Origin of the sequence: Steroidobacter flavus (assembly GCF_042651805.1) — a bacterium.
GTDB lineage: Bacteria > Pseudomonadota > Gammaproteobacteria > Steroidobacterales > Steroidobacteraceae > Steroidobacter > Steroidobacter flavus.
This window is the reverse complement of record NZ_JBHSDU010000003.1, coordinates 1,977,874-1,996,771: the sequence shown is the minus strand read 5'-3', so window position 1 is coordinate 1,996,771 and position 18,898 is coordinate 1,977,874. Positions and strand designations below refer to the sequence as shown.

At 62.1% G+C, this 18,898-nt stretch carries 17 protein-coding genes; 8 read left to right on the top strand and 9 right to left on the bottom strand.

Annotation, left to right across the window (positions count from 1 at the left end):
• Positions 1-147: 147 nt before the first annotated feature.
• The gene (locus ACFPN2_RS14140) at positions 148-546 is read left to right on the top strand and encodes an MAPEG family protein (protein WP_380597550.1); all 399 of its coding nucleotides are present in this window, start codon (positions 148-150) and stop codon (positions 544-546) included.
• 4 nt (positions 547-550) lie between these two features.
• Here ACFPN2_RS14140 and ACFPN2_RS14135 read toward each other — a convergent pair whose 3' ends face one another.
• The 3 genes from ACFPN2_RS14135 to ACFPN2_RS14125 form a co-directional block, all read right to left on the bottom strand.
• Positions 551-1,582, bottom strand: a complete 1,032-nt coding sequence (locus tag ACFPN2_RS14135; RefSeq protein ID WP_380597548.1) for a GGDEF domain-containing protein — start codon at positions 1,580-1,582, stop codon at positions 551-553.
• A 6-nt stretch (positions 1,583-1,588) separates the two neighbouring features.
• Complete coding sequence (locus ACFPN2_RS14130) at positions 1,589-2,863, bottom strand: S41 family peptidase (protein ID WP_380597546.1); 1,275 nt, start codon at positions 2,861-2,863, stop codon at positions 1,589-1,591.
• A 374-nt stretch (positions 2,864-3,237) separates the two neighbouring features.
• Positions 3,238-4,344: a murein hydrolase activator EnvC family protein gene (locus tag ACFPN2_RS14125; RefSeq protein ID WP_380597545.1), complete on the bottom strand. Its 1,107-nt coding sequence runs from the start codon at positions 4,342-4,344 to the stop codon at positions 3,238-3,240.
• Positions 4,345-4,516: 172 nt separating this feature from the next.
• Between ACFPN2_RS14125 and ACFPN2_RS14120 the strand changes: the two genes are divergently transcribed.
• The 4 genes from ACFPN2_RS14120 to gpsA all read left to right on the top strand — a co-directional run bounded on the left by ACFPN2_RS14120 (position 4,517) and on the right by gpsA (position 6,849).
• Positions 4,517-4,963, top strand: a complete 447-nt coding sequence (locus ACFPN2_RS14120; RefSeq protein ID WP_380597543.1) for a rhodanese-like domain-containing protein — start codon at positions 4,517-4,519, stop codon at positions 4,961-4,963.
• Positions 4,963-5,229, top strand: a complete 267-nt coding sequence (gene grxC / locus ACFPN2_RS14115) for a glutaredoxin 3 (RefSeq protein ID WP_380597541.1) — start codon at positions 4,963-4,965, stop codon at positions 5,227-5,229. The genes ACFPN2_RS14120 and grxC overlap by 1 nt, the downstream gene beginning before the upstream one ends.
• A gap of 89 nt (positions 5,230-5,318) precedes the next feature.
• Positions 5,319-5,819, top strand: coding sequence for a protein-export chaperone SecB (secB, locus tag ACFPN2_RS14110; RefSeq protein WP_380597539.1), 501 nt, complete (start codon positions 5,319-5,321; stop codon positions 5,817-5,819).
• A gap of 7 nt (positions 5,820-5,826) precedes the next feature.
• The gene (gpsA, locus tag ACFPN2_RS14105) at positions 5,827-6,849 is read left to right on the top strand and encodes an NAD(P)H-dependent glycerol-3-phosphate dehydrogenase (protein WP_380597537.1); all 1,023 of its coding nucleotides are present in this window, start codon (positions 5,827-5,829) and stop codon (positions 6,847-6,849) included.
• Here the strand turns inward: gpsA and ACFPN2_RS14100 are convergent.
• The 5 genes from ACFPN2_RS14100 to glnA form a co-directional block, all read right to left on the bottom strand.
• A complete protein-coding gene (locus ACFPN2_RS14100) occupies positions 6,836-7,300 on the bottom strand; it encodes a tRNA (cytidine(34)-2'-O)-methyltransferase (protein WP_380597536.1) in 465 nt (154 codons plus the stop codon). The two genes, gpsA and ACFPN2_RS14100, sit on opposite strands and share 14 nt — an antisense overlap.
• A gap of 210 nt (positions 7,301-7,510) precedes the next feature.
• Positions 7,511-8,908 carry a nitrogen regulation protein NR(I) gene (gene ntrC / locus ACFPN2_RS14095; RefSeq protein ID WP_380597535.1) on the bottom strand — a complete coding sequence of 466 codons (1,398 nt, stop codon included), beginning with the start codon at positions 8,906-8,908 and terminating at the stop codon, positions 7,511-7,513.
• Positions 8,895-10,010, bottom strand: a complete 1,116-nt coding sequence (gene glnL, locus ACFPN2_RS14090) for a nitrogen regulation protein NR(II) (protein WP_380597533.1) — start codon at positions 10,008-10,010, stop codon at positions 8,895-8,897. Before glnL ends, ntrC begins: the two co-directional genes overlap by 14 nt.
• Before the next feature lie 59 nt (positions 10,011-10,069).
• Positions 10,070-10,753, bottom strand: coding sequence for a DUF4124 domain-containing protein (locus ACFPN2_RS14085; protein ID WP_380597531.1), 684 nt, complete (start codon positions 10,751-10,753; stop codon positions 10,070-10,072).
• Positions 10,754-10,881: 128 nt separating this feature from the next.
• Positions 10,882-12,294, bottom strand: coding sequence for a glutamate--ammonia ligase (gene glnA, locus ACFPN2_RS14080; protein ID WP_380597529.1), 1,413 nt, complete (start codon positions 12,292-12,294; stop codon positions 10,882-10,884).
• A 313-nt stretch (positions 12,295-12,607) separates the two neighbouring features.
• On the opposite strand from glnA, the gene glyQ reads away from it, so the two are divergent.
• Genes glyQ through ACFPN2_RS14065 form a run of 3 tightly spaced genes read left to right on the top strand, consistent with a single transcriptional unit; the run spans position 12,608 to position 16,393 of the window.
• Positions 12,608-13,546, top strand: a complete 939-nt coding sequence (glyQ, locus tag ACFPN2_RS14075; protein ID WP_380597527.1) for a glycine--tRNA ligase subunit alpha — start codon at positions 12,608-12,610, stop codon at positions 13,544-13,546.
• The gene (gene glyS, locus ACFPN2_RS14070; RefSeq protein WP_380597525.1) at positions 13,543-15,624 is read left to right on the top strand and encodes a glycine--tRNA ligase subunit beta; all 2,082 of its coding nucleotides are present in this window, start codon (positions 13,543-13,545) and stop codon (positions 15,622-15,624) included. The genes glyQ and glyS overlap by 4 nt, the downstream gene beginning before the upstream one ends.
• A gap of 10 nt (positions 15,625-15,634) precedes the next feature.
• On the top strand, positions 15,635-16,393 hold the full coding sequence (locus tag ACFPN2_RS14065; RefSeq protein WP_380597523.1) for a lysophospholipid acyltransferase family protein: 759 nt from the start codon (positions 15,635-15,637) through the stop codon (positions 16,391-16,393).
• A 67-nt stretch (positions 16,394-16,460) separates the two neighbouring features.
• On the opposite strand, the gene gyrB is transcribed toward ACFPN2_RS14065, so the two are convergent.
• Entirely contained in the window at positions 16,461-18,875 is a 2,415-nt protein-coding gene (gyrB, locus tag ACFPN2_RS14060; protein WP_380597521.1) for a DNA topoisomerase (ATP-hydrolyzing) subunit B, read from the bottom strand.
• Positions 18,876-18,898 lie beyond the last annotated feature (23 nt).

The following is an 18,898-nucleotide window of genomic DNA, read 5'->3' as shown; positions in this document are numbered from 1 at the left end:
GCAGTCCTCGTGACGCGACGGGTAAGCTACGGCGCACAACCGTCCCGGCCATGATACGCCTCACGGCGTCGGTGATGGGCAGGATGCCCAAATGCAGCGGGCACACGGATGTGCAGGAGCTGCCAACTTGATCAATGAGGGAACGCTATGCCTTTTGTCGCTATCGTCACCGTCCTGGCCCTGCTGCAGTTCTTCTACCTGAGCTTCCAGGTCGCCCGGGCCCGCACCCGGTATGGCGTGGCGGCGCCCGCCACGACCGGCAACGAGGTGTTCGAGCGCCACTTCCGCGTGCAAATGAACACCCAGGAACAGCTGATGTTGTTTCTACCGTCGCTGTGGATCTTTGGTGCTTACGTCAGCCCGCTGTGGGCGGCGGCGCTGGGCGTGGTATTCATTCTGGGCCGCGCGATCTATGCGGCCGCTTACGTCAAAGATCCCAAATCCCGCGCGCTGGGCTTCGCGCTCACCATTCTGCCGAGCTTCGCGATGATGATCGGCATCCTGGTCTGGGCGATCCGCGCGATTCTGATCGGCGCAGCGGCTTAGATCGTCAGTCCGGTGCCCGCCGCAGGGCCCGGTCCTGTTGCATGTTTTGATCGGCCAGGATCATCAGCTCTTTGGGATAGAGATGATCCTCGGGGAAGTTGGCTGTGCCGACATTGACGTTGGCTCGGACCATCCGGTTCGCGACCGACACGGTGCCGGCGTAGACGTTGTTACGAATGCGCGTGGCGATCGCCCCGCCCATCGCCGAATCTGCTTCCGTCAGCAACACAACAAACTCATCGCCACCGAGCCGGGCCGCGACGTCTGAAGTACGGATGGAGCGAGTGATAGCGGCAGCCACTGCGCCCAACACCTGGCTGCCCGCTTCGTGGCCCATCGTTTCGTTGATATGGGCCAGGTTGTCCACGTCGACGACAACAATCGTATAAGGCCGGCCGAAGCGCTCGGCCTTGCGATGTTCCTGCTGCAGAATCTCTTCGAACGAGCGCAGGTTCAGCAGGCCGGTCAGCGCGTCGGTCGACGCCAGATCGCTGATCCTTTGCACGGCGCTGTTCATCTGCTCGATCAACGCCGCGATGATCAACGCGATGGCCGCGCCGGGCGCGAGCACACTCAATAAACGCACGCCGAACTCAGGCCCTGCGATATCCGTCTCGGGCGTCACTGCGCCCAATATGAAACCGACTGCCGCGACCACCACCGTCAGCAGCAACACGATCCACCAGCGACCGAACGCGAGCGACGCGGCGACCAGCGGGACCAGATACAGCGGCACGATGAAGCTGTGCGCCGAGCCCGTGGCGATAGCAAACAAACTGATGCAAACGATCAGCGCCGCGATATCGATGCAGTGTTGACGCGCGATCGGTCGTTGAAACGCAGGGACCGTGCGCGAGAACAGAATGCTGACCGTCAGCAGCCCGAGTGCCGCTGCGGCCAGGATAGGTCGATCAACCGAACTGGGAACGAAAGCAAACTGCAGCGCGCCGATGGCGAGCGTCAGCAGCTCGAGGCACAGCAACGCCCTGGCCGCAAATCCCTGAGTTTGGGCCGCTGCAGGCTGAGCCGCGCGCATGCAATGTTACGGGGCGCGACTCTGCCGAATGGCGCCGCTCGTCTTCTGCTGCAGAGTGCTCACGGCGAGCTGCAGCTCAACGTCATCCTTGCCGCCGTAGGACTCGGTGACATCCACGCCTTCCTTCGGCTTGGGCACGTCTTTCTCGTTGACGAGCACGTCGGGCTTGATGCCCTTCTCGTGGATCGATGCACCGGACGGCGTGAAATACTTCGAAGTCGTCAGCTTGATGGCATGCCCATCGGACAGCGGCAGGACCGTCTGCACCGAGCCCTTGCCGTAGGTCTGATGACCCACCAGCGTGGCGCGGTGATGATCCTGCAAGGCGCCCGCAACGATCTCCGACGCCGAGGCCGAGCTGCCGTTCACGAGCACCACCATCGGCGCGCCGTCGAGCGCGTCGCCGGGGCGAGCATCCATTTCGAAACGGGCGTCGGCGGCGCGGCCGTTGGCCGTCACGATGACACCGTCTTCCAGAAACACATCCGACACGCCGACCGCGGCTTCGAGCACGCCGCCGGGATTGTTACGCAGGTCGAGCACCAGACCGTTCAGCGGCGCGCCGTTCTTTTTCTTCAACGACGCGAGCGAGCGCTCCAGATCCGAGGTGGTCGTTTCGCTGAAATGCGAGATCCGGACATAGCCGACGCCGCCGTCGAGCATCTGGTCACGCACGCTGTGAACCTGCACGGCGGCGCGGGACAGCGTGAATTCCAAAGGATCTTTCACATCGACGCGCGCAATGCTGATCTTCACCGCCGTGCCGGCCTTGCCGCGCATCCGGTCGATGGTGTCATTCAGATTCTCGACGCTGACCGGCACGCCATCGACCGCGAGAATGGTGTCGCCGGCAAGCACGCCTGCTTTCTGCGCCGGGGTGCCCTCGATGGGATTCACCACCTTGACCACGCCGTTCTCCAGCTGGACTTCGATGCCGACGCCGGAATATTCACCGGTGGTGCTGATCCGGATCTCGTCGAATTCCTGCGGGTCGAGGAACGCCGAGTGCGGATCGAGATCGGAAATCATGCCGCGGATGGCGGCTTCGATCAGCTCCTGGTCGGAGATCTTTTCAACATATTCCTTACGGACGTGCTCCAGCACTTCGGCGAGCAGACGCGCGTCCTGCCAGGGCACGGCCTTGTCGCCGTCGTTGTCGCTCTCGTCGTTCACGACGGCCGGCGGATCGATCTCCCGCTGCGCCTGGACCGTGCGCCCCACCGACAGGCCAAAGCCCATGATGACGCCTACGCCCAGCACCAGCGCGAAACGGAACGGCATGACTACGCGTGACATTAGGAGATGAGACTTCAAGTTCGGCGGCCTTTAACCATAGTACACGTCCAACACGCGGCGACAATGCGGCCCATGGGCGCCGGGAATCCGGGACGCCGTTCAAGGAATGGCCAAAAGATCCTCAACGGAGAGATCACGATAATCGAACCGTGAGCCCCGTCAAAGCGTGTCTCCGAAGGCTGTCAGTCCGACGCTGGCAGCGGCAATCAGTCCACCGCTGAATCGGCTGACCATCGGTACGGACGCGCCGTAGCCAAGTGGGCTGGCGCGCGTATGACCCCGGCTGAACGATTCGCGCGAATAGTCCGCGTGATTGTGACGATGACTTCGTCGCCTACATGCATGCACGTGATTTGCGTTCAGCGCTTCACCAGCCAGTCCGCCGGATCGAGGGCCGTGCGACCTTTGCGGATCTCGAAGTACAACCCGGGCTTGCCCATGCCCGCCGCGTCACCGACGGCGGCCAGCACATCGCCCGGCTGAACGCGATCGCCGACGCGGCGATACACCTGTTCGTTGTGACCATACAAACTCATATAGCCACCGCCGTGATCGACCACGACGAGCAGGCCCATACCTGGCAACCAGTCTGCGTACACCACGCGACCATAAAACGGCGAGCGAACTTGAGTGCCGCGCTCCGCACCAATGACCATGCCCTGCCATTTCAAAGGACCGCCGGCGCGTAACGTTCCGAAGCGTGCCAGCAGCGAACCTTTCACCGGCCACGGCAGCTTGCCCTTCACGCGCAGGAACGGTTGCTCGGACAGCTCGGGGAATTCTTCGATGGCCCGACGCAATTCTTCCACCAGCTTTTCCAGCGCCTGCGCTTCGCGCTGCAGTTTCGCCAGCTCGTCGTTGCGGTTCTTGATCTTCGATTGCACCTGGGCCAGCGTGCGTGCGCGTTGATCGCGTGCGCCGGCCAGTGTTTTCACATCCTGCGCCTGACCCGCTTCGATTTCGCGCAACTGTTCGGTCTCGGTGGCGATGCTCTCGGAGAGCAGCTCGAGATGCGCCAGATGCTCGCCGATCGCCGTGATGCGCTCGGCGCGGGCCCGGCCGAAATATCCGTAGTAAGCGATCATGCGGCCCAGCTGCGCCGGGTCCTGCTGATTGAGCAGTAGCTTCAGCTGCTCCTGGCGGCCATTCATATAAGCCACCCGCACTTCGGCGGCGAGCGCGTCCCTCTCGTCATCGATCCGCTTGTTGGTCGCCTGCTGCTCGGCCTTGAGATCCGCGAGCCGATTTTCGGAGGCGATCCGGCGGGCGCGGACATCGGACAGCCGTTCGCGCGCCGACTGGATCTTCAGCTCGGCTTCTTTCACCTGCCCGGCCAGCGCGTCACGGCGCTCGGCCTCGGCCTGGATGCTCCGGCGGATGGAGTCGATTCGATTACGGACCTGCTTGAGCTCGGCTTCCTTGGCGGCAGGGGTGGCTGCGCCGGCGGCCGCGGCTTGAAAAGCCACGGTCCCCAACCCAACTGTGCAGATGGCCGCGAAAGCGGCCGTGACGAGACGCAATTTTGACATTGGCTAGGCGAAACCCAGGTCCTGTTGTCCGGGAACTTGGGCAAGCGCCTCGGCTGTTATACTTCGCGCCCTTTTGCCAGCCCCACGGGTTGAATCCCGACCTGCTGCAATGAATCGATTCTTTGAATACACCACCAACCATCCGTTCCTGGTCGCCGCTGCGGCGATTCTCGCTGTTATTGCGATCGTGATCGAGATGCGTCAGCGCTCTCGCGGTGCCAGTAGCGTCGGCACGGCGGACGCGGTCCGGCTCGCCAACAGCGGCGCGCTGGTGGTCGACGTTCGAGACAGCAAGGACTACGAGGCTGGACACATCATCGAGGCGCGCCACATCCCTGCGGCTGACATTGCCAGCCGCGCGGAATCCTTGAAGAAATTCAAGGAGAAGCCGGTTATCGTCTATTGCGATGCCGGCATGACCTCGGCCGGAGCCGCGCGCCAGCTGCGCGCTTCGGGTTTCAACAAAGTGGTGACCTTGAGCGGCGGTCTGAACAGCTGGCGGCAGGAGAATCTGCCGTTGGTGAAGGGTGCCGCCAAGAAGGACGGTAAGCACTGATGAGCGAGATCGTGATGTATTCGACCGCGTGGTGCGGTTATTGCCAGCGGGCGCGCAATCTGCTGGAGCGCAAAGGCGCGGCCTTCCGCGAGATCAAGGTCGACGAAGTCCCGGGCGAGCGCGAAGTGATGCTCCAGAAAAGCAACGGCCGCCGGACCGTGCCGCAGATCTTCATCGGCGAACGCCACGTCGGCGGCTACGACGACCTCGCGGCTCTCGATAGGGCCGGTGAATTGGATAAACTGCTCGCCCAATTGCCCAGGTAAGGGCTACGGCACAACGGCGCGGGTTCCAGTCATATTCATGTATTCCGCGCCCATTATTATTCGACGAATACGACAGAGGACTCGAAATCATGGTTGACGAAGTACCCGCCGCCAACGGCCAGAACGCCGATCCCAATGCGCCGCAGTTCGCGCCGCAGGCGGTGTATCTGAAGGACGTGTCTTTCGAGGCGCCGACCGGCCCGCGCGTCAATCCGAACACGAATCCCACGATCAACCTGAACCTCAACACCGCGGTCAACGACATCGGCGGTGACATGAAGGAAGTCGTACTGACCGTGCGCGTCGAAGCGCAGGCGGACAACAAGACGCTGTGGCTGGTCGAGCTGCAGCAGGCCGGCGCGTTCGGCATCCGCAACGTGCCTCAGGACGACATGCAGCGCCTGCTCGGCATCTTCTGCCCGAACTACCTGCTGCCGTACGCGCGCCAGGTGATCTCCGATCTGCTCATGAAGGGCGGTTTCCCGCCGTTCCTGCTGCCGCCGGTGAACTTCGACGCGCTGTTCGCGCAGGCCGCGGCTCGCGCTCAAGGGCAGCAGCCGGCCGCCCCGGGCACTCCTTCGTTCAACTGATCGCGCCATGTCTGTCGCGCCAGAGGCGGCAGCCGACGGCTCAACCTGCGTGGTTCTGGGCGCCGGCTCCTGGGGCACGGCGCTCGCAATTCAGTTAGCTCGTGTCGCGCTTCCCACCTTGCTGTGGGGGCGCGATTCGATCCATCTCGCCGAGCTCCAACGCGATCGGCGTAACGCGCGCTATCTGCCGGATGCGCCGTTTCCCGAGCAGCTGCGTGTCGAGCCCGATCTGAAGACGGCGTTGCAGGCCGGCCGCGATGTGATCGTGGCTGTGCCGAGTCATGCGCTGCGCGGAATGCTCGAGGAGATCGCTCCGCATTTGCGGGCTAACGCCCGCGTTGCTTGGGCCACCAAGGGCTTCGAAGTTTCCACCGGCTTGTTGCCGCATCAAGTCGCGCGCGAAGTGTTGGGCGAGAGCGTGCCCACGGCCGTTATTTCTGGACCGACCTTTGCCAAGGAGGTCGGAGCGGGCTTGCCAACGGCGATGACGATCGCCGCCACCGATTCTTCTTACGCGGCTGAGCTCGCTCAGCGTTTCTCCGGTCAGAACTTCCGCGCTTATACCTCGACTGATATCACCGGTGTTGAGGTCGGCGGTGCCATCAAGAATGTGATGGCGATTGGCGCGGGTATTTCCGATGGCCTTGGCTTTGGCGCCAACACGCGCATTGCGTTGATCGCACGCGGGTTGGTTGAAATGACTCGATTGGGTGTGGCGCTCGGCGCGAAGAAAGAAACATTCATGGGCTTGGCCGGGCTCGGCGATCTCGTGCTCACGTGCACGGACAATCAGTCGCGCAATCGACGCTTTGGATTGGCGTTGGCGTCGGGTGAGAAAGTCGATGCCGCGCAGAAGACGATTGGGCAGGTGGTCGAGGGTGTGCTCGCTGCCAATGCCGTGCGAACGGTTGCCCAGCGCGCCGGCGTGGAGATGCCTATTTGCGAGCAGGTCTATCGCGTCGTTTATGAGGGCGTGGCGCCGAAGGCTGCGGTGAAGGAATTGATGAGTCGGGCGCTCAAGCCGGAATAGCGAATTCCAGTTGGCGCCAGGCCTCGTAGACCAGGACGGCGGCGGCGTTCGAGAGGTTCAGGCTGCGGTTGCCGGGGCGCATTGGGATCGTCAGCCGGTGCTCGACCGGGCATGTTTCTAACAAGTCCTGCGGCAACCCTCGCGTTTCCGGTCCGAACAGGAACGCATCGCCGGGCACGAAACGCGGCTGATCGTAGCGAGTCTTGCCGCGTGTTGAGAGCGCGAACCAGCGCTTCACAGAGATAGCGTTGAAGCACTCGTCCAACGAATCCCACGCTCGAACATTCGCCATATCCGCGTAGTCCATTCCCGCGCGACGCACAGCCTTTTCGCTGATGTCGAAACCCAGCGGCCGAATCAGATGCAATGACGAGCCAGAGTTGGCGCACAGGCGAATGATGTTGCCTGTGTTGGGAGGAATCTCCGGCTGGAAAAGAATGACGTGGAACAACTCAGCGCCCCTGCGAGCCGCAAACTAAGAATTTGCGGCGAAGGGTAACAGGCAACCTGCTTGGATCGCAGCTTGAATAAGCCGCGAGGTAGCGAATCAACGCGCAGGCGCCTGTAGCTGTCGTGAATACCGCGTCGCTTCCTGGCGGCGCCGCGCGCGTTGGCCGTCAGGCTCAACGCGCACTGAAGAAATAGAAACCCGGTGGCCGCGTTATTCGTCGTCCATCGCCAGCTCTTTCAGCTTACGGGTTAGCGTATTCCGGCCCCAGCCGAGCAGCTTCGCCGCTTCCTGCCGGCCGCCTTCCGCTTTACGCAGAGCGGCGCGGATCAAAGTGCGCTCGAACTCGGGCATGGCGTCGTCGAGCAGTGGGGTCTCGCCGGCGGCGAGGCGCTTTTCGGCCCAGTTGGTGAGCTGGCGGGTCCACTCGTCCTGCAACTTCGCCGGCCCCGGGATACCGCCCAAATCGCTAGGAATATCTTCGGCTTTGATCTCCCGACCCGGCGCCGTCACCGTCAACCGACGACACGCATTAACAACCTGTCGAACATTGCCCGGCCAATCGAAATTGGACAGCGCCGCCGCCGCTTCCGGCGTCAGCACTTTCGGCTCAACGCCCAACTCGACCGCAGCCTCATTCAAATAGTGCATCAGCAACTCAGGAATATCTTCGCGGCGCTGACGCAGAGGCGGCACTTCGATACGAATCACATTCAACCGGTGCAGCAAGTCTTCGCGAAACAGATTCTGTTTCACGCGCCCTTCCAGATCCTGGTGAGTCGCCGCGATCACTCGCACATCGACCCGCACCGGCACCTGACCGCCGACGCGATAGAACTCGCCTTCCGCCAACACGCGCAGTAGTCGCGTCTGCAACTGGGGCGACATGTCACCGATTTCGTCGAGGAACAACGTGCCGCCGTCGGCCTGCTCGAAGCGGCCGCGACGCTGAGAGTCCGCGCCGGTGAATGAGCCCTTCTCGTGACCAAACAATTCAGACTCGAGCAGATCCGCCGTAAACGCCGAGGTGTTCAAAGCGATGAACGCTTTGTTCGCTCGCGGGCTGTGACGATGCAAAGCGCGGGCAACGAGCTCTTTACCCGTACCTGACTCGCCCGTGATCAACACCGTCATGCTCGATCGCGACAGCCGACCGATCGCACGAAACACTTCCTGCATGGCCGGCGCCTGACCGAGCATTTCAGGAATGCGCCGCGCTTCCGTCGACGTTTCCTCAACGCGAGATTTCTGCTGAGCCGCGCGCCGCACCAGATCGACCGCCTGATCGATGTCGAACGGCTTGGGCAAATATTCGAACGCGCCGCCTTGATAAGCGGCGACCGCGCTATCCAGATCGGAATGCGCGGTCATCACGATGACCGGCAAGTCCGGCTGGTTATCGCGAATCTCGGTCAGCAGCTCGAGGCCGCTGCGACCGGGCATGCGAATGTCTGTAATCAAAACATCGGGCCGATCCCGGCGCAGCGCTGCGAGCGCCGTGTCCGCATGATCGAAGGCCGTGGGTGCCATGCCGCCTTGGCGCAACGCGCGCTCCAGGACCCAGCGGATGGAGGCATCGTCGTCGACGAGCCAGACGTTAAGAGGCTTCACCGGTGTGGTCTGCAACATGGAATGGCAACAAAATAGTAAAAGTGGTTTGACCCGGCCTGCTCTCGAATTCGATCAGGCCGTCGTGACGACTCACCAGGTCTTGCGCCACTGCCAGACCAAGTCCAGTACCGTCGGCTCGCCCCGTAACGAGCGGATAAAACAAAGTGTCGCGAAGATGTTCGGGGACGCCGGGGCCGTTGTCCTCGAACTGCACGCTGGCGACGAGTCGATGCCGACGCGCGCCGATATTCACATTGGTGAGCGCGCGTGTGCGTAACACGAGACGACCGCCGCGCCCGTTGTTCGAGGCCAGCGCCTGCATGGCGTTCTTGCCCAGATTCAACATCGCTTGAATGATCAGATTGCGATCGAGATGCAACGGCGGCAGGCTCGGATCGTAGTCGCGCTCGATCGTGACGCCGGCAGGCGCGTCGGCCGCGAGCAAATGACCCACGTGCGCCAGCAGCTCGTGAATGTTGATCGATTCCTTGCGGGGGAAATGTCCCGGACCGAGCAAGGTGTCGACCAATGTCACCAAACGGTCGGCTTCGCTGATGATGACCGTCGTGTACTCGCGCATCGATGCGTCGTCGAGCTGGCGAGCCAGCAACTGCGCGGCGCCCCGCAGGCCACCGAGTGGATTTTTGATCTCGTGCGCGAGCTGACGAATCATCAAGCGACTGCCGCCGATCTGGGTCAGCAACGCAGTCTCGCGCGTGATGCGCTGATGTTGAGTCGCGTCGCTGATCTCGATCAGCACTGCGCCGGGCGTGCCGCTCTCTTCGTATGGAGCGACCGTGCAATCGACGACGAGCTCACCGTCGCCGTAGATCGGACGCAGCGCGAGCTCACGTCGCGAGAAAGGACGCGACGTATTGGCCGCGCGATCGATGACTTCATCGAGCACGGCGGAATCTTCTAACAATTCGGCCAGCGGGCGGCCGCGCACCTGATTGCGACTGACGCCGAACAGCGCCTCGGCGGAAACATTCAAATAGAGCAGCGAGCGCGTGCGATCGACGATCAGCACGCTGGTGCTGAGACTGTCGAGGATACGCCCGGAGTCAGCGCTGACCATGAGATGGGAAGGTTGCGCGGCCATTCGCGTCCTTCACCGTGACCCGTCCGCTCGAGCGAGCGGCACGCGGGCAGAAACAAATATTAGTTGCCGGCCTTGGGACCGGGCTTCTGCGCAGGCTTGGTCTTCACCGGCAGATTGGTGCTCGGATCGATGGCCGCCTTGCCGCCATTCAACGCCTGATAGCTCTGCTGCTTGGTGGTCAGCTTGTTGCCGGCGGTACGTTTCGGCTTGTTGTTGCGCATGGCCGGACCGACCGGCGGATTCGCGATCGATTCCTGCCGCACGTGGAACGTCACCGGCGGCGTTTCCTGAATGGTCTGGCTGCCGTTGCTGACAACCGCCTTCACGGTATGCGTACCGCGAGCCATGTTCGAGAATTCGTGAGTCATGGGCATGAAGCCCGACACCGGCGAGCCGTCCAGATACAGCGTCACGGTGTGACCCGTGCTGATGGCCGGCGAAGACGCCAGCGACACGGTGACTTTGCCCCCCGTGTTGACGAACGACTGATCCTGCTGCGGGCTGACGACGACGAAGCGCGAGTAAGCCGGACCGGACTGGGTCGGCTGCGCCGTCGAGGGTGCGTAAGAGGGTTGCGGAGTGGTGGCGCGGCTCGGGCCGCTGCTCAGCTCCACTTTCTCGGCGCCCGCGATGGGCTGATCCGAAAAGTGCGTGACACCTTTCTCGTCCACCCACTTGTAAACGGTCTGACCGGCAAAGGCCGGTGCCGCCAGTGCGAGGAGAACATAAAGCGCCGTACGCATATGTAATGAGCATAGCCGCTCCACCTCGACCTGACAAAAGCGGTGACGGCGTATTTGTGACCGCCGTCACCGTTACAGAAAAACCTGTCAACGGCTGCATCCGAAAACGCAGCCGCCGACGGCTGTAGTTAGACGCTGTAATACAGCTCGAACTCCAGCGGGTGCGTGGACATACGCACCTTGGTCACTTCCTGCATCTTCAACGCGATGTAGGCGTCGATGACGTCGTCGGTGAACACGCCACCGGCCTTCAGGAAGCCGCGATCCGCATCCAGAGCCTGCAGCGCCTGTTCCAGCGAGTAGCAGACTTCCGGAATGTTCTTCGCTTCCTCCGGCGGCAGGTCGTACAGATCCTTGTCCGCGGCTTCGCCCGGGTGGATCTTGTTCAGGATGCCGTCGAGGCCGGCCATCATCATGGCCGCGAACGCGAGGTACGGATTCGCCGTCGAGTCCGGGAAGCGCACTTCGATACGACGACCCTTCGGGTTCGCCACCCAGGGAATACGGATAGAAGCAGAACGGTTACGGGCGGAGTACGCCAGCATCACGGGCGCTTCGAAGTGCGGCACCAGGCGCTTGTAGCTGTTGGTGCTGGCGTTCGTGAACGCGTTGATGGCTTTGGCGTGCTTGATGATGCCGCCGATGTAGTACAGCGCCATGTCCGACAGGCCCGCGTACTTGTCGCCCGCGAAGGCCGGCTTGCCGTCCTTTTGGATCGACTGGTGCACGTGCATGCCACTGCCGTTGTCGCCGACGATGGGCTTCGGCATGAAAGTGACGGTCTTGCCGTAGGCGTGCGCGACGTTGTGAATCGCGTACTTCAGCAACTGCACTTCGTCAGCCTTCTTCACCAGCGTGTTGGCGTTCACGCCGATTTCGCACTGGCCGGCAGTCGCCACTTCGTGGTGATGCACTTCGACCTTCATGCCCAGCTCTTCGAGGGCATTACACATGGCCGAACGGATGTCCTGGAACGAGTCGACTGGCGGCACGGGGAAGTAGCCGCCCTTCACGCCCGGACGGTGTGCCATGTTGCCGCCTTCGAAGGCCTTGCCCGACGACCAGGCGGCTTCGACGGAATTGATCTCGAAGAACGACCCTTGCATGTTGGTGCCGTACTTCACGTCATCGAAAATGAAGAATTCGTTTTCCGGGCCGAACAGCGCCTTGTCACCGACACCGGTGGACTTCAGGTACGCCTCGGCGCGCTTCGCGATGGAGCGCGGATCGCGCTCATAACCCTGCATGGTCGAGGGCTCGAGCACGTCGCAGCGGATGATCAGTGTGGTCTCTTCAAAGAACGGATCGAGCACGGCGGTGCTGGCGTCCGGCATGAGCACCATGTCGGATTCATTGATGCCCTTCCAACCGGCGATCGAGGAGCCGTCGAACATCTTGCCGTCGTCGAAGAAGCCTTGGTCGACGGTGTGCGCGGGGACGGTCACGTGCTGCTCTTTGCCGCGAGTGTCCGTGAAGCGCAGATCAACGTATCTGACCTCCTTCTCTTTCAGCATGCTGAGGACTTCAGCGGGGGTCGTCATGAGTTCTCCTCCGGTAGACAGCGAGATTGAGAAGTCCCGGGCCGCTCGCCGCTACGACGCCAGGAGGTTGTTGAGGACCAGACAAAATTGCAGGAAGCATGCCAGCGCACCGTGATGGCGCAACTGCTGGATTTTGGTGATGCCGCGCGGAAAACATTACAAAGCGGCGCCCTGAATTGGAGCACATTAGCCCTTGGATGCACCATAGGTGTGCACCGACGCGATGCCTCAGGCCCCAATCTGTAGCAGACCCAGATTTCACGGGGTTGCCGGGTATACTCGCGCGCTTTTCCCCTTTAGGACCGGACCCCAGATGGCCGCATCGAAAGCCGTCGTCCCGCCGCGGACTTTTCAAGACCTGATCTTCGCCCTCCAGTCGTACTGGTCGAAGCAGGGTTGCGTGATCCTGCAGCCCTACGACATGGAAATGGGCGCAGGCACGTTTCACACCGGGACCCTGCTTCGCGCAGTGGGTCCGGAGCCGTGGAGCGCTGCCTATGTGCAGCCTTCGCGCCGGCCCACGGACGGTCGCTACGGCGATAACCCGTTCCGCCTCCAGCACTACTATCAATTCCAGGTGGTGTTGAAACCGTCGCCGCCAGACATCGTCGATCTGTATCTCGGATCGCTGGCTTCGCTCGGCTTCGATCCGCTGACCCACGACATCCGGCTGGTGGAGGACAACTGGGAGTCGCCCACCCTCGGCGCCTGGGGCCTGGGCTGGGAAATCTGGCTGAACGGCATGGAAGTCACGCAGTTCACTTACTTCCAGCAAGTGGGCGGCCTGGACTGCAAGCCGGTGATGGGCGAGATCACTTACGGTCTGGAACGCCTCGCGATGTATCTGCAGGGCGTGCAGAGCGTGTACGACCTGTTGTGGGCGGACGGCCCGCTCGGCCGCGTGACCTACGGCGACGTTTATCATCAGAACGAAGTCGAGCAGTCCAAATACAACTTCGAGCTGGCGGATACCGCGCTGCTGTTCCGGCACTTCGACGATCACGAGGCCGCATGTAAGAAGCTGCTCGAAGCCGGGCTGGCATTGCCGGCCTATGAGCAGATGCTCAAGACCTCGCACACTTTCAATCTGCTCGATGCCCGTAAAGCCATTTCGGTCACCGAGCGTCAGCGCTTCATCCTGCGGGTCCGCGCGCTCGCCAAAGAAGTCGCCGAAACCTATTACAAGACCCGCGAGGCACTGGGCTTCCCCATGCTGAATCGCGTGGCTGCTGAAGCTGAGACCGCAGCATGAGTAAACGTGACTTTCTGGTCGAGATCGGCACCGAGGAGCTGCCGCCCAAATCGTTGTTCACTTTGGCCGAGTCGTTTGCCAACGGCGTGACCAAAGGCCTCGATGAAGCGTCCATCAACCATGGCGATGTGAAGTGGTACGCCACGCCCCGCCGCCTGGCAGTATTCGTTGCGGGTGTCGCCGATCAACAGCCGGATCAGCAAATCAAACGTCAGGGTCCGGCGGTTGCCAATGCATTCGGTCCCGATGGTCAGCCGACGAGGGCTGCGCTCGGCTTCGCGGCCTCGTGCGGCGTGACAGTTGAACAGCTGGCGCAGGTCGACGGGCCGAAGGGCAAGGTGCTGCAGTTCGAAGGCTCGAAGCCGGGCGCCGCGACGACTTCTCTATTGCCAGGCATCGTCACCGCCTCGCTCGACAACCTGCCGATCGCGCGTCGCATGCGATGGGGCGCGGGCTCGCAGGAATTCGTCCGCCCGGCTCACTGGGTCGTGATGTTGTTCGGCTCAAGCGTCGTTGAGACCGAGATTCTGGGCATTCAGGCGGGCAAACAAACGCAGGGTCATCGGTTCCACGGACCGAAGCAGCTGGCGATCAGCAATCCCGCGAAGTACGCCGAAGTGCTGCTCGAGAAGGCGCACGTCGTTGCCGATGTCGGCGCTCGCCGGGAACGCATTCGCGCCGAGGTCAATGCGATCGCCGATTCACTGGGCGGCCAGGCGGTCATCGAAGATTGGCTGCTGGATGAAGTCACAGCGCTGGTCGAGTGGCCGGTGCCGCTGTCGGGGCGCTTCGATGAAGAGTTCCTGCGTCTGCCGCAGGAAGTGCCGATCGCGACCATGCAGGACAATCAACGTTACTTCCCGGTGCGCACCAACGACGGGCAGTTGATGAACTATTTCATCACCGTTGCAAACATCGCCAGCCGCGAGCCGGAGCGGGTGCGCGATGGTAATGAACGCGTCGTGCGCCCTCGCCTCGCCGACGCCGCCTTCTTTTGGGACACCGACCGAAAGGAACGTCTCGAGACACGTTACGCCGCGCTGAAGGCGGTGACGTTCCAAGCAAAGCTGGGTTCGCTGGCCGACAAGAGCAATCGCGTCGTCACGCTCGCTCAGCGGATTGCTGAAGGCATCGGCGGCAACGCTGAACTCGCCGCCCGCGCCGCCAAGCTGAGCAAATGTGACTTGTTGTCGGCGATGGTCGGCGAGTTCCCCGAGCTGCAAGGCCTGATGGGCAAGTACTACGCGCAGCTCGATGGCGAAAACCCCGAAGTCGCCGCCGCGCTCGAAGAACAATATTGGCCACGGTTCGCTGGCGATAAATTGCCGGCGACCAAAACCGGCATCGCGCTGTCGATCGCGGACAAGCTCGACACCATCGCGGGCATTTTCAGCATCGGTCAGAAACCGTCCGGCACCAAGGATCCCTACGGCCTGCGTCGCGCAGCCCTCGGCATCCTGCGTACGGTCATGGAGCACAAGCTCGATCTGGACCTGCGCGTGCTCGTGGATCAAGCCGTCTCGTTGCAGCCGGTCACGGCGCCCGAAAATGTCGGCGAAGATATCTGGGGCTATCTCATGGAACGTCTGCGATCTTCCTACCTCGAGGAAGCGGGCGGCCGTGCGATCACGACGGAAATGTTCGACGCCGTGCTCGCGAGCAAGCCGCATACGACGCTCGATATCGATGTCCGTCTGCAGGCGCTGGAAGGATTTCTGGCGCTGCCTGAAGCGGCGAGCCTGGCCGCTGCGAACAAGCGCATCGCTAACATCCTTCGCAAGGCGACTGGCGATCTGTCCGGTGTGGTGGAAATCGGTCAATTCCGCGAGCCGGCGGAACGCCAGCTATTCGACCACGTTGTTTCCATGGAGCGGGCGGTCAATCCGTTGTTCTCACGTCGTGAGTACACCGGTGCACTGACCCAGCTCGCGACCTTGAAGGACGACGTGGATCGCTTCTTCGATTCCGTGATGGTGATGGCGGAGGATCCAGAGGTGCGCGCGAATCGATTAGGCTTGCTGGTGCGCCTGCGCGGGCTGTTCCTGCAGGTGGCCGATTTGTCGCGACTCCCTGGATAAGAGGCGTGTAATGCAGCTGCTGAGGTCGATCTTATTCACCACTGCACTGTTCATCGGAACCCTGCTCTACGCGGTCGTGGTTCTGGCATTCGGCTGGCTGCCAAGCCAGCGGCTGTATGCGATCGCCCGCAGCTGGGGGCGCTTGAACATGTGGCTGCTCGCGAAGCTTTGCGGGCTCACTTATACGGTCGAAGGCCGAGAAAACATTCCGCCGGGCGCGCATGTGTCCATGTGGAAACATTCCTCGGCGTGGGAAACCATCGCGCAGGCCGCGGTCTTTCCCCCGCAGGCCTGGGTGCTCAAGCGCGAGCTGATGTGGATCCCCCTGGTCGGCTGGGCCGTCAAATGTCTCAAACCCATCGCCATCAATCGCAAGGCCGGTGCGACGGCCGTGACTCAAGTGGTCGAGCAGGGCAAGGCGCGACTTCAGGAAGGGCTTTGGGTTCTGATCTTCCCGGAAGGCACGCGCGTTGCCGTCGGTGAGAGTCGGAAATACGGCGTGAGCGGCTCACTGCTCGCGGCGAAGGCGGGCTGTAAAATCATTCCGGTCGCTCACAACGCCGGCTACTACTGGCCTCGCCGCGGTTGGGTGAAAAAGCCCGGCACGATTCGCGTGGTCATCGGCCCAGCGATCGATGCAGCTGGTCGCGACCCTCGTGAGCTCAACGAAGAAGTGCGGGCGTGGATTGAGAAGAAGCTCGCGACGCTGACGCCGGATGGCGCGAGTGGCGTTTCGGATGCTTCGGGCCGGCCGATCGCTGCCGGCTGACCGTTAATCGGACCTTGATCATCGGCGGCAGAGATTCAGCTCTCTGCCGCCTTTATATTAAATTTAATTAAATGTCAAGGTTGGCAACCGCTAACGCGTTCTTCTCGATGAACTCGCGTCGCGGCTCGACCTGATCGCCCATCAGAGTCGCAAAGATGTCGTTGGCGGCCAGGGCATCCTCGATGCGGACCTGGATCAAACGACGGGTCTCCGGATTGATGGTCGTATCCCAAAGCTGCTCCGGGTTCATCTCGCCCAGACCTTTGTAGCGCTGAATGGTCTGGCCTCGGCGGCCCGATTCCAGCAGCCAGTCGATGGCGCCCTTGAAGCCGCCCACTTCCTGCTTGCTCTCGTTCTTCGCCACGTAAGCACCTGGCTTGAACAACCCAGCCAGGGTGGTGCCGAGATCGGCAATGCTCCGGTACTCGGCCGACTCGAAGAACTCGCGATGGATGTGCTTCTCCTGAGTGATGCCGTGCTCGATGCGGGCAACCAGCAATCGCGGCGTTCCGCCATCGACGGCAGCCAGCACGCGCACGCGATACTTCCGAGCGGCATCGTCGTAGGCGTTGAGCTGGGTCTCCAAGGTGCGGCCCCACTGAGTCAGCCAGTCGAGCTGATCGTGATTCGCCGGTGTGACCTCGGGCATGTACAGCAGCTGCTCAAGCACGCGCTCGTCATACCGGCGGGATGAGCGACGGATGATCGAAGCCACTTCCATCCAGCGACGAGCCAGAGTTTCCAAAGCGGAACCTGTCATCGGCGCCTGCGCCGGGTCGGCGTACAGCTGCGCGTCTTCCAAGGCGTAAGTCAGCAGCATCGAATCGAGCTCGGCCTGGTCCTTCACATAGTGCTCGGACTTGCCCTTCTTCAACTTGAACAGCGGCGGCTGCGCGATATAGATGTGCCCACGCTCGATCAGCTGCGGCATCTGGCGATAGAAGAAGGTGAGCAGCAGGGTGCGGATGTGCGAGCCGTCCACGTCAGCGTCGGTCATGACGATGATGCGGTGGTAGCGCAGCTTCTCCACATTGAAGTCGTCCGCGCCGATGCCGCAGCCGAGCGCGGTGATCAGCGTGCCGACTTCCGCGGACGACAGCATCTTGTCGAAGCGCGCCTTCTCGACGTTCAGGATCTTGCCCTTCAGCGGCAGGATGGCCTGAGTGCGCCGGTCTCTGCCCTGCTTCGCCGAGCCACCTGCGGAGTCACCCTCGACCAGGAACATCTCGGACAGCGCCGGATCCTTCTCTTGGCAGTCCGCCAGCTTGCCCGGCAGACCGGCCAGATCCAGCGCGCCTTTGCGGCGAGTCATTTCGCGAGCCTTGCGAGCAGCTTCGCGGGCGCGGGCGGCTTCCAACACTTTATTGGCGACGGCTTTGGCCTGAGGCGGATGCTCCAGCAGGAACTCTTCCAGCTTGGCACCCACCGCCGATTCGACGATGCCTTTGATCTCGGACGAGACCAGCTTGTCCTTGGTCTGCGAGGAGAACTTCGGGTCCGGCATCTTCACCGACAGAATGGCCGTGAGACCTTCGCGGGCGTCGTCACCGCTCATCGCCACCTTGTCCTTCGCCGAGAACTCCTTCTCGATGTAGGCATTGAGGGTGCGGGTCAGGGCGCTGCGGAAGCCGGCGAGGTGGGTACCGCCGTCGCGCTGGGGAATGTTGTTCGTGTAGCAGCTCATGCTCTCCTGGTAGGAGTCATTCCACTGCAGGCCCAGCTCGACCGTGATCGCCTCCTGTTGGGTGCGGAACCAGATGATGGTGTCGTGGATGGGCTGGGCATTCCGGTTCAAGTAACGGACGAACTCCCGGATGCCGCCTTCATGATGGAAGGTCTCGCGCTTGTCGTCGCGCTCGTCGATCAGCTCGATCCGGACACCGGAGTTGAGGAAGGACAGTTCGCGGAGACGCTTGGCCAGCACGTCGTAGTCGAACTCGATGTTGCTGAAGGTCTCGGCGCTGGGCTTGAACCGAATTGTGGTACCGCGCTTCTCGGTCGTGCCAATGACGGCCAGGGGAGCCTGGGGTTCACCCAGACGGTATTCCTGCTGGTGCAGCTTGCCGTTCTGGTGAATGGTCAGCAGCAGGTACTCGGAAAGGGCGTTCACCACCGACACGCCGACGCCGTGCAGACCACCCGAGACCTTGTAGGAAGAGTCGTCGAATTTGCCGCCGGCGTGGAGCACGGTCATGACGACTTCGGCCGCCGAACGACCCTCCTCCGGATGGATATCCACAGGTATTCCACGGCCGTCATCGGACACTGTGACCGACTGGTCAGCGTGGATAGTGACGGTCACTTGAGAGCAGTGACCGGCCAATGCTTCGTCGACGGAGTTATCGACGACCTCAAATACCATGTGATGTAGACCGGTCCCGTCATCGGTGTCACCGATGTACATTCCGGGGCGCTTGCGGACCGCATCGAGGCCCTTCAAGACTTTGATTTTGCTGGAATCGTAGACGTCTTTATCTGTCATGGTCCGGCCTGAAATAAGTGCGG

Bases quoted from the DNA above. Each gene is read 5' to 3' on its own strand.
- glnA (WP_380597529.1), bottom strand. From the start codon at position 12,294: ATGACGACCCCCGCTGAAGTCCTCAGCATGCTGAAAGAGAAGGAGGTC.
- ACFPN2_RS14065 (WP_380597523.1), top strand. From the start codon at position 15,635: ATGCAGCTGCTGAGGTCGATCTTATTCACCACTGCACTGTTCATCGGA.
- ACFPN2_RS14120 (WP_380597543.1), top strand. From the start codon at position 4,517: ATGAATCGATTCTTTGAATACACCACCAACCATCCGTTCCTGGTCGCC.
- ACFPN2_RS14140 (WP_380597550.1), top strand. From the start codon at position 148: ATGCCTTTTGTCGCTATCGTCACCGTCCTGGCCCTGCTGCAGTTCTTC.
- gyrB (WP_380597521.1), bottom strand. From the start codon at position 18,875: ATGACAGATAAAGACGTCTACGATTCCAGCAAAATCAAAGTCTTGAAG.
- glyS (WP_380597525.1), top strand. From the start codon at position 13,543: ATGAGTAAACGTGACTTTCTGGTCGAGATCGGCACCGAGGAGCTGCCG.
- glyQ (WP_380597527.1), top strand. From the start codon at position 12,608: ATGGCCGCATCGAAAGCCGTCGTCCCGCCGCGGACTTTTCAAGACCTG.
- secB (WP_380597539.1), top strand. From the start codon at position 5,319: ATGGTTGACGAAGTACCCGCCGCCAACGGCCAGAACGCCGATCCCAAT.
- ACFPN2_RS14085 (WP_380597531.1), bottom strand. From the start codon at position 10,753: ATGCGTACGGCGCTTTATGTTCTCCTCGCACTGGCGGCACCGGCCTTT.
- gpsA (WP_380597537.1), top strand. From the start codon at position 5,827: ATGTCTGTCGCGCCAGAGGCGGCAGCCGACGGCTCAACCTGCGTGGTT.
- ACFPN2_RS14130 (WP_380597546.1), bottom strand. From the start codon at position 2,863: ATGCCGTTCCGTTTCGCGCTGGTGCTGGGCGTAGGCGTCATCATGGGC.
- ACFPN2_RS14135 (WP_380597548.1), bottom strand. From the start codon at position 1,582: ATGCGCGCGGCTCAGCCTGCAGCGGCCCAAACTCAGGGATTTGCGGCC.
- glnL (WP_380597533.1), bottom strand. From the start codon at position 10,010: ATGGCCGCGCAACCTTCCCATCTCATGGTCAGCGCTGACTCCGGGCGT.
- grxC (WP_380597541.1), top strand. From the start codon at position 4,963: ATGAGCGAGATCGTGATGTATTCGACCGCGTGGTGCGGTTATTGCCAG.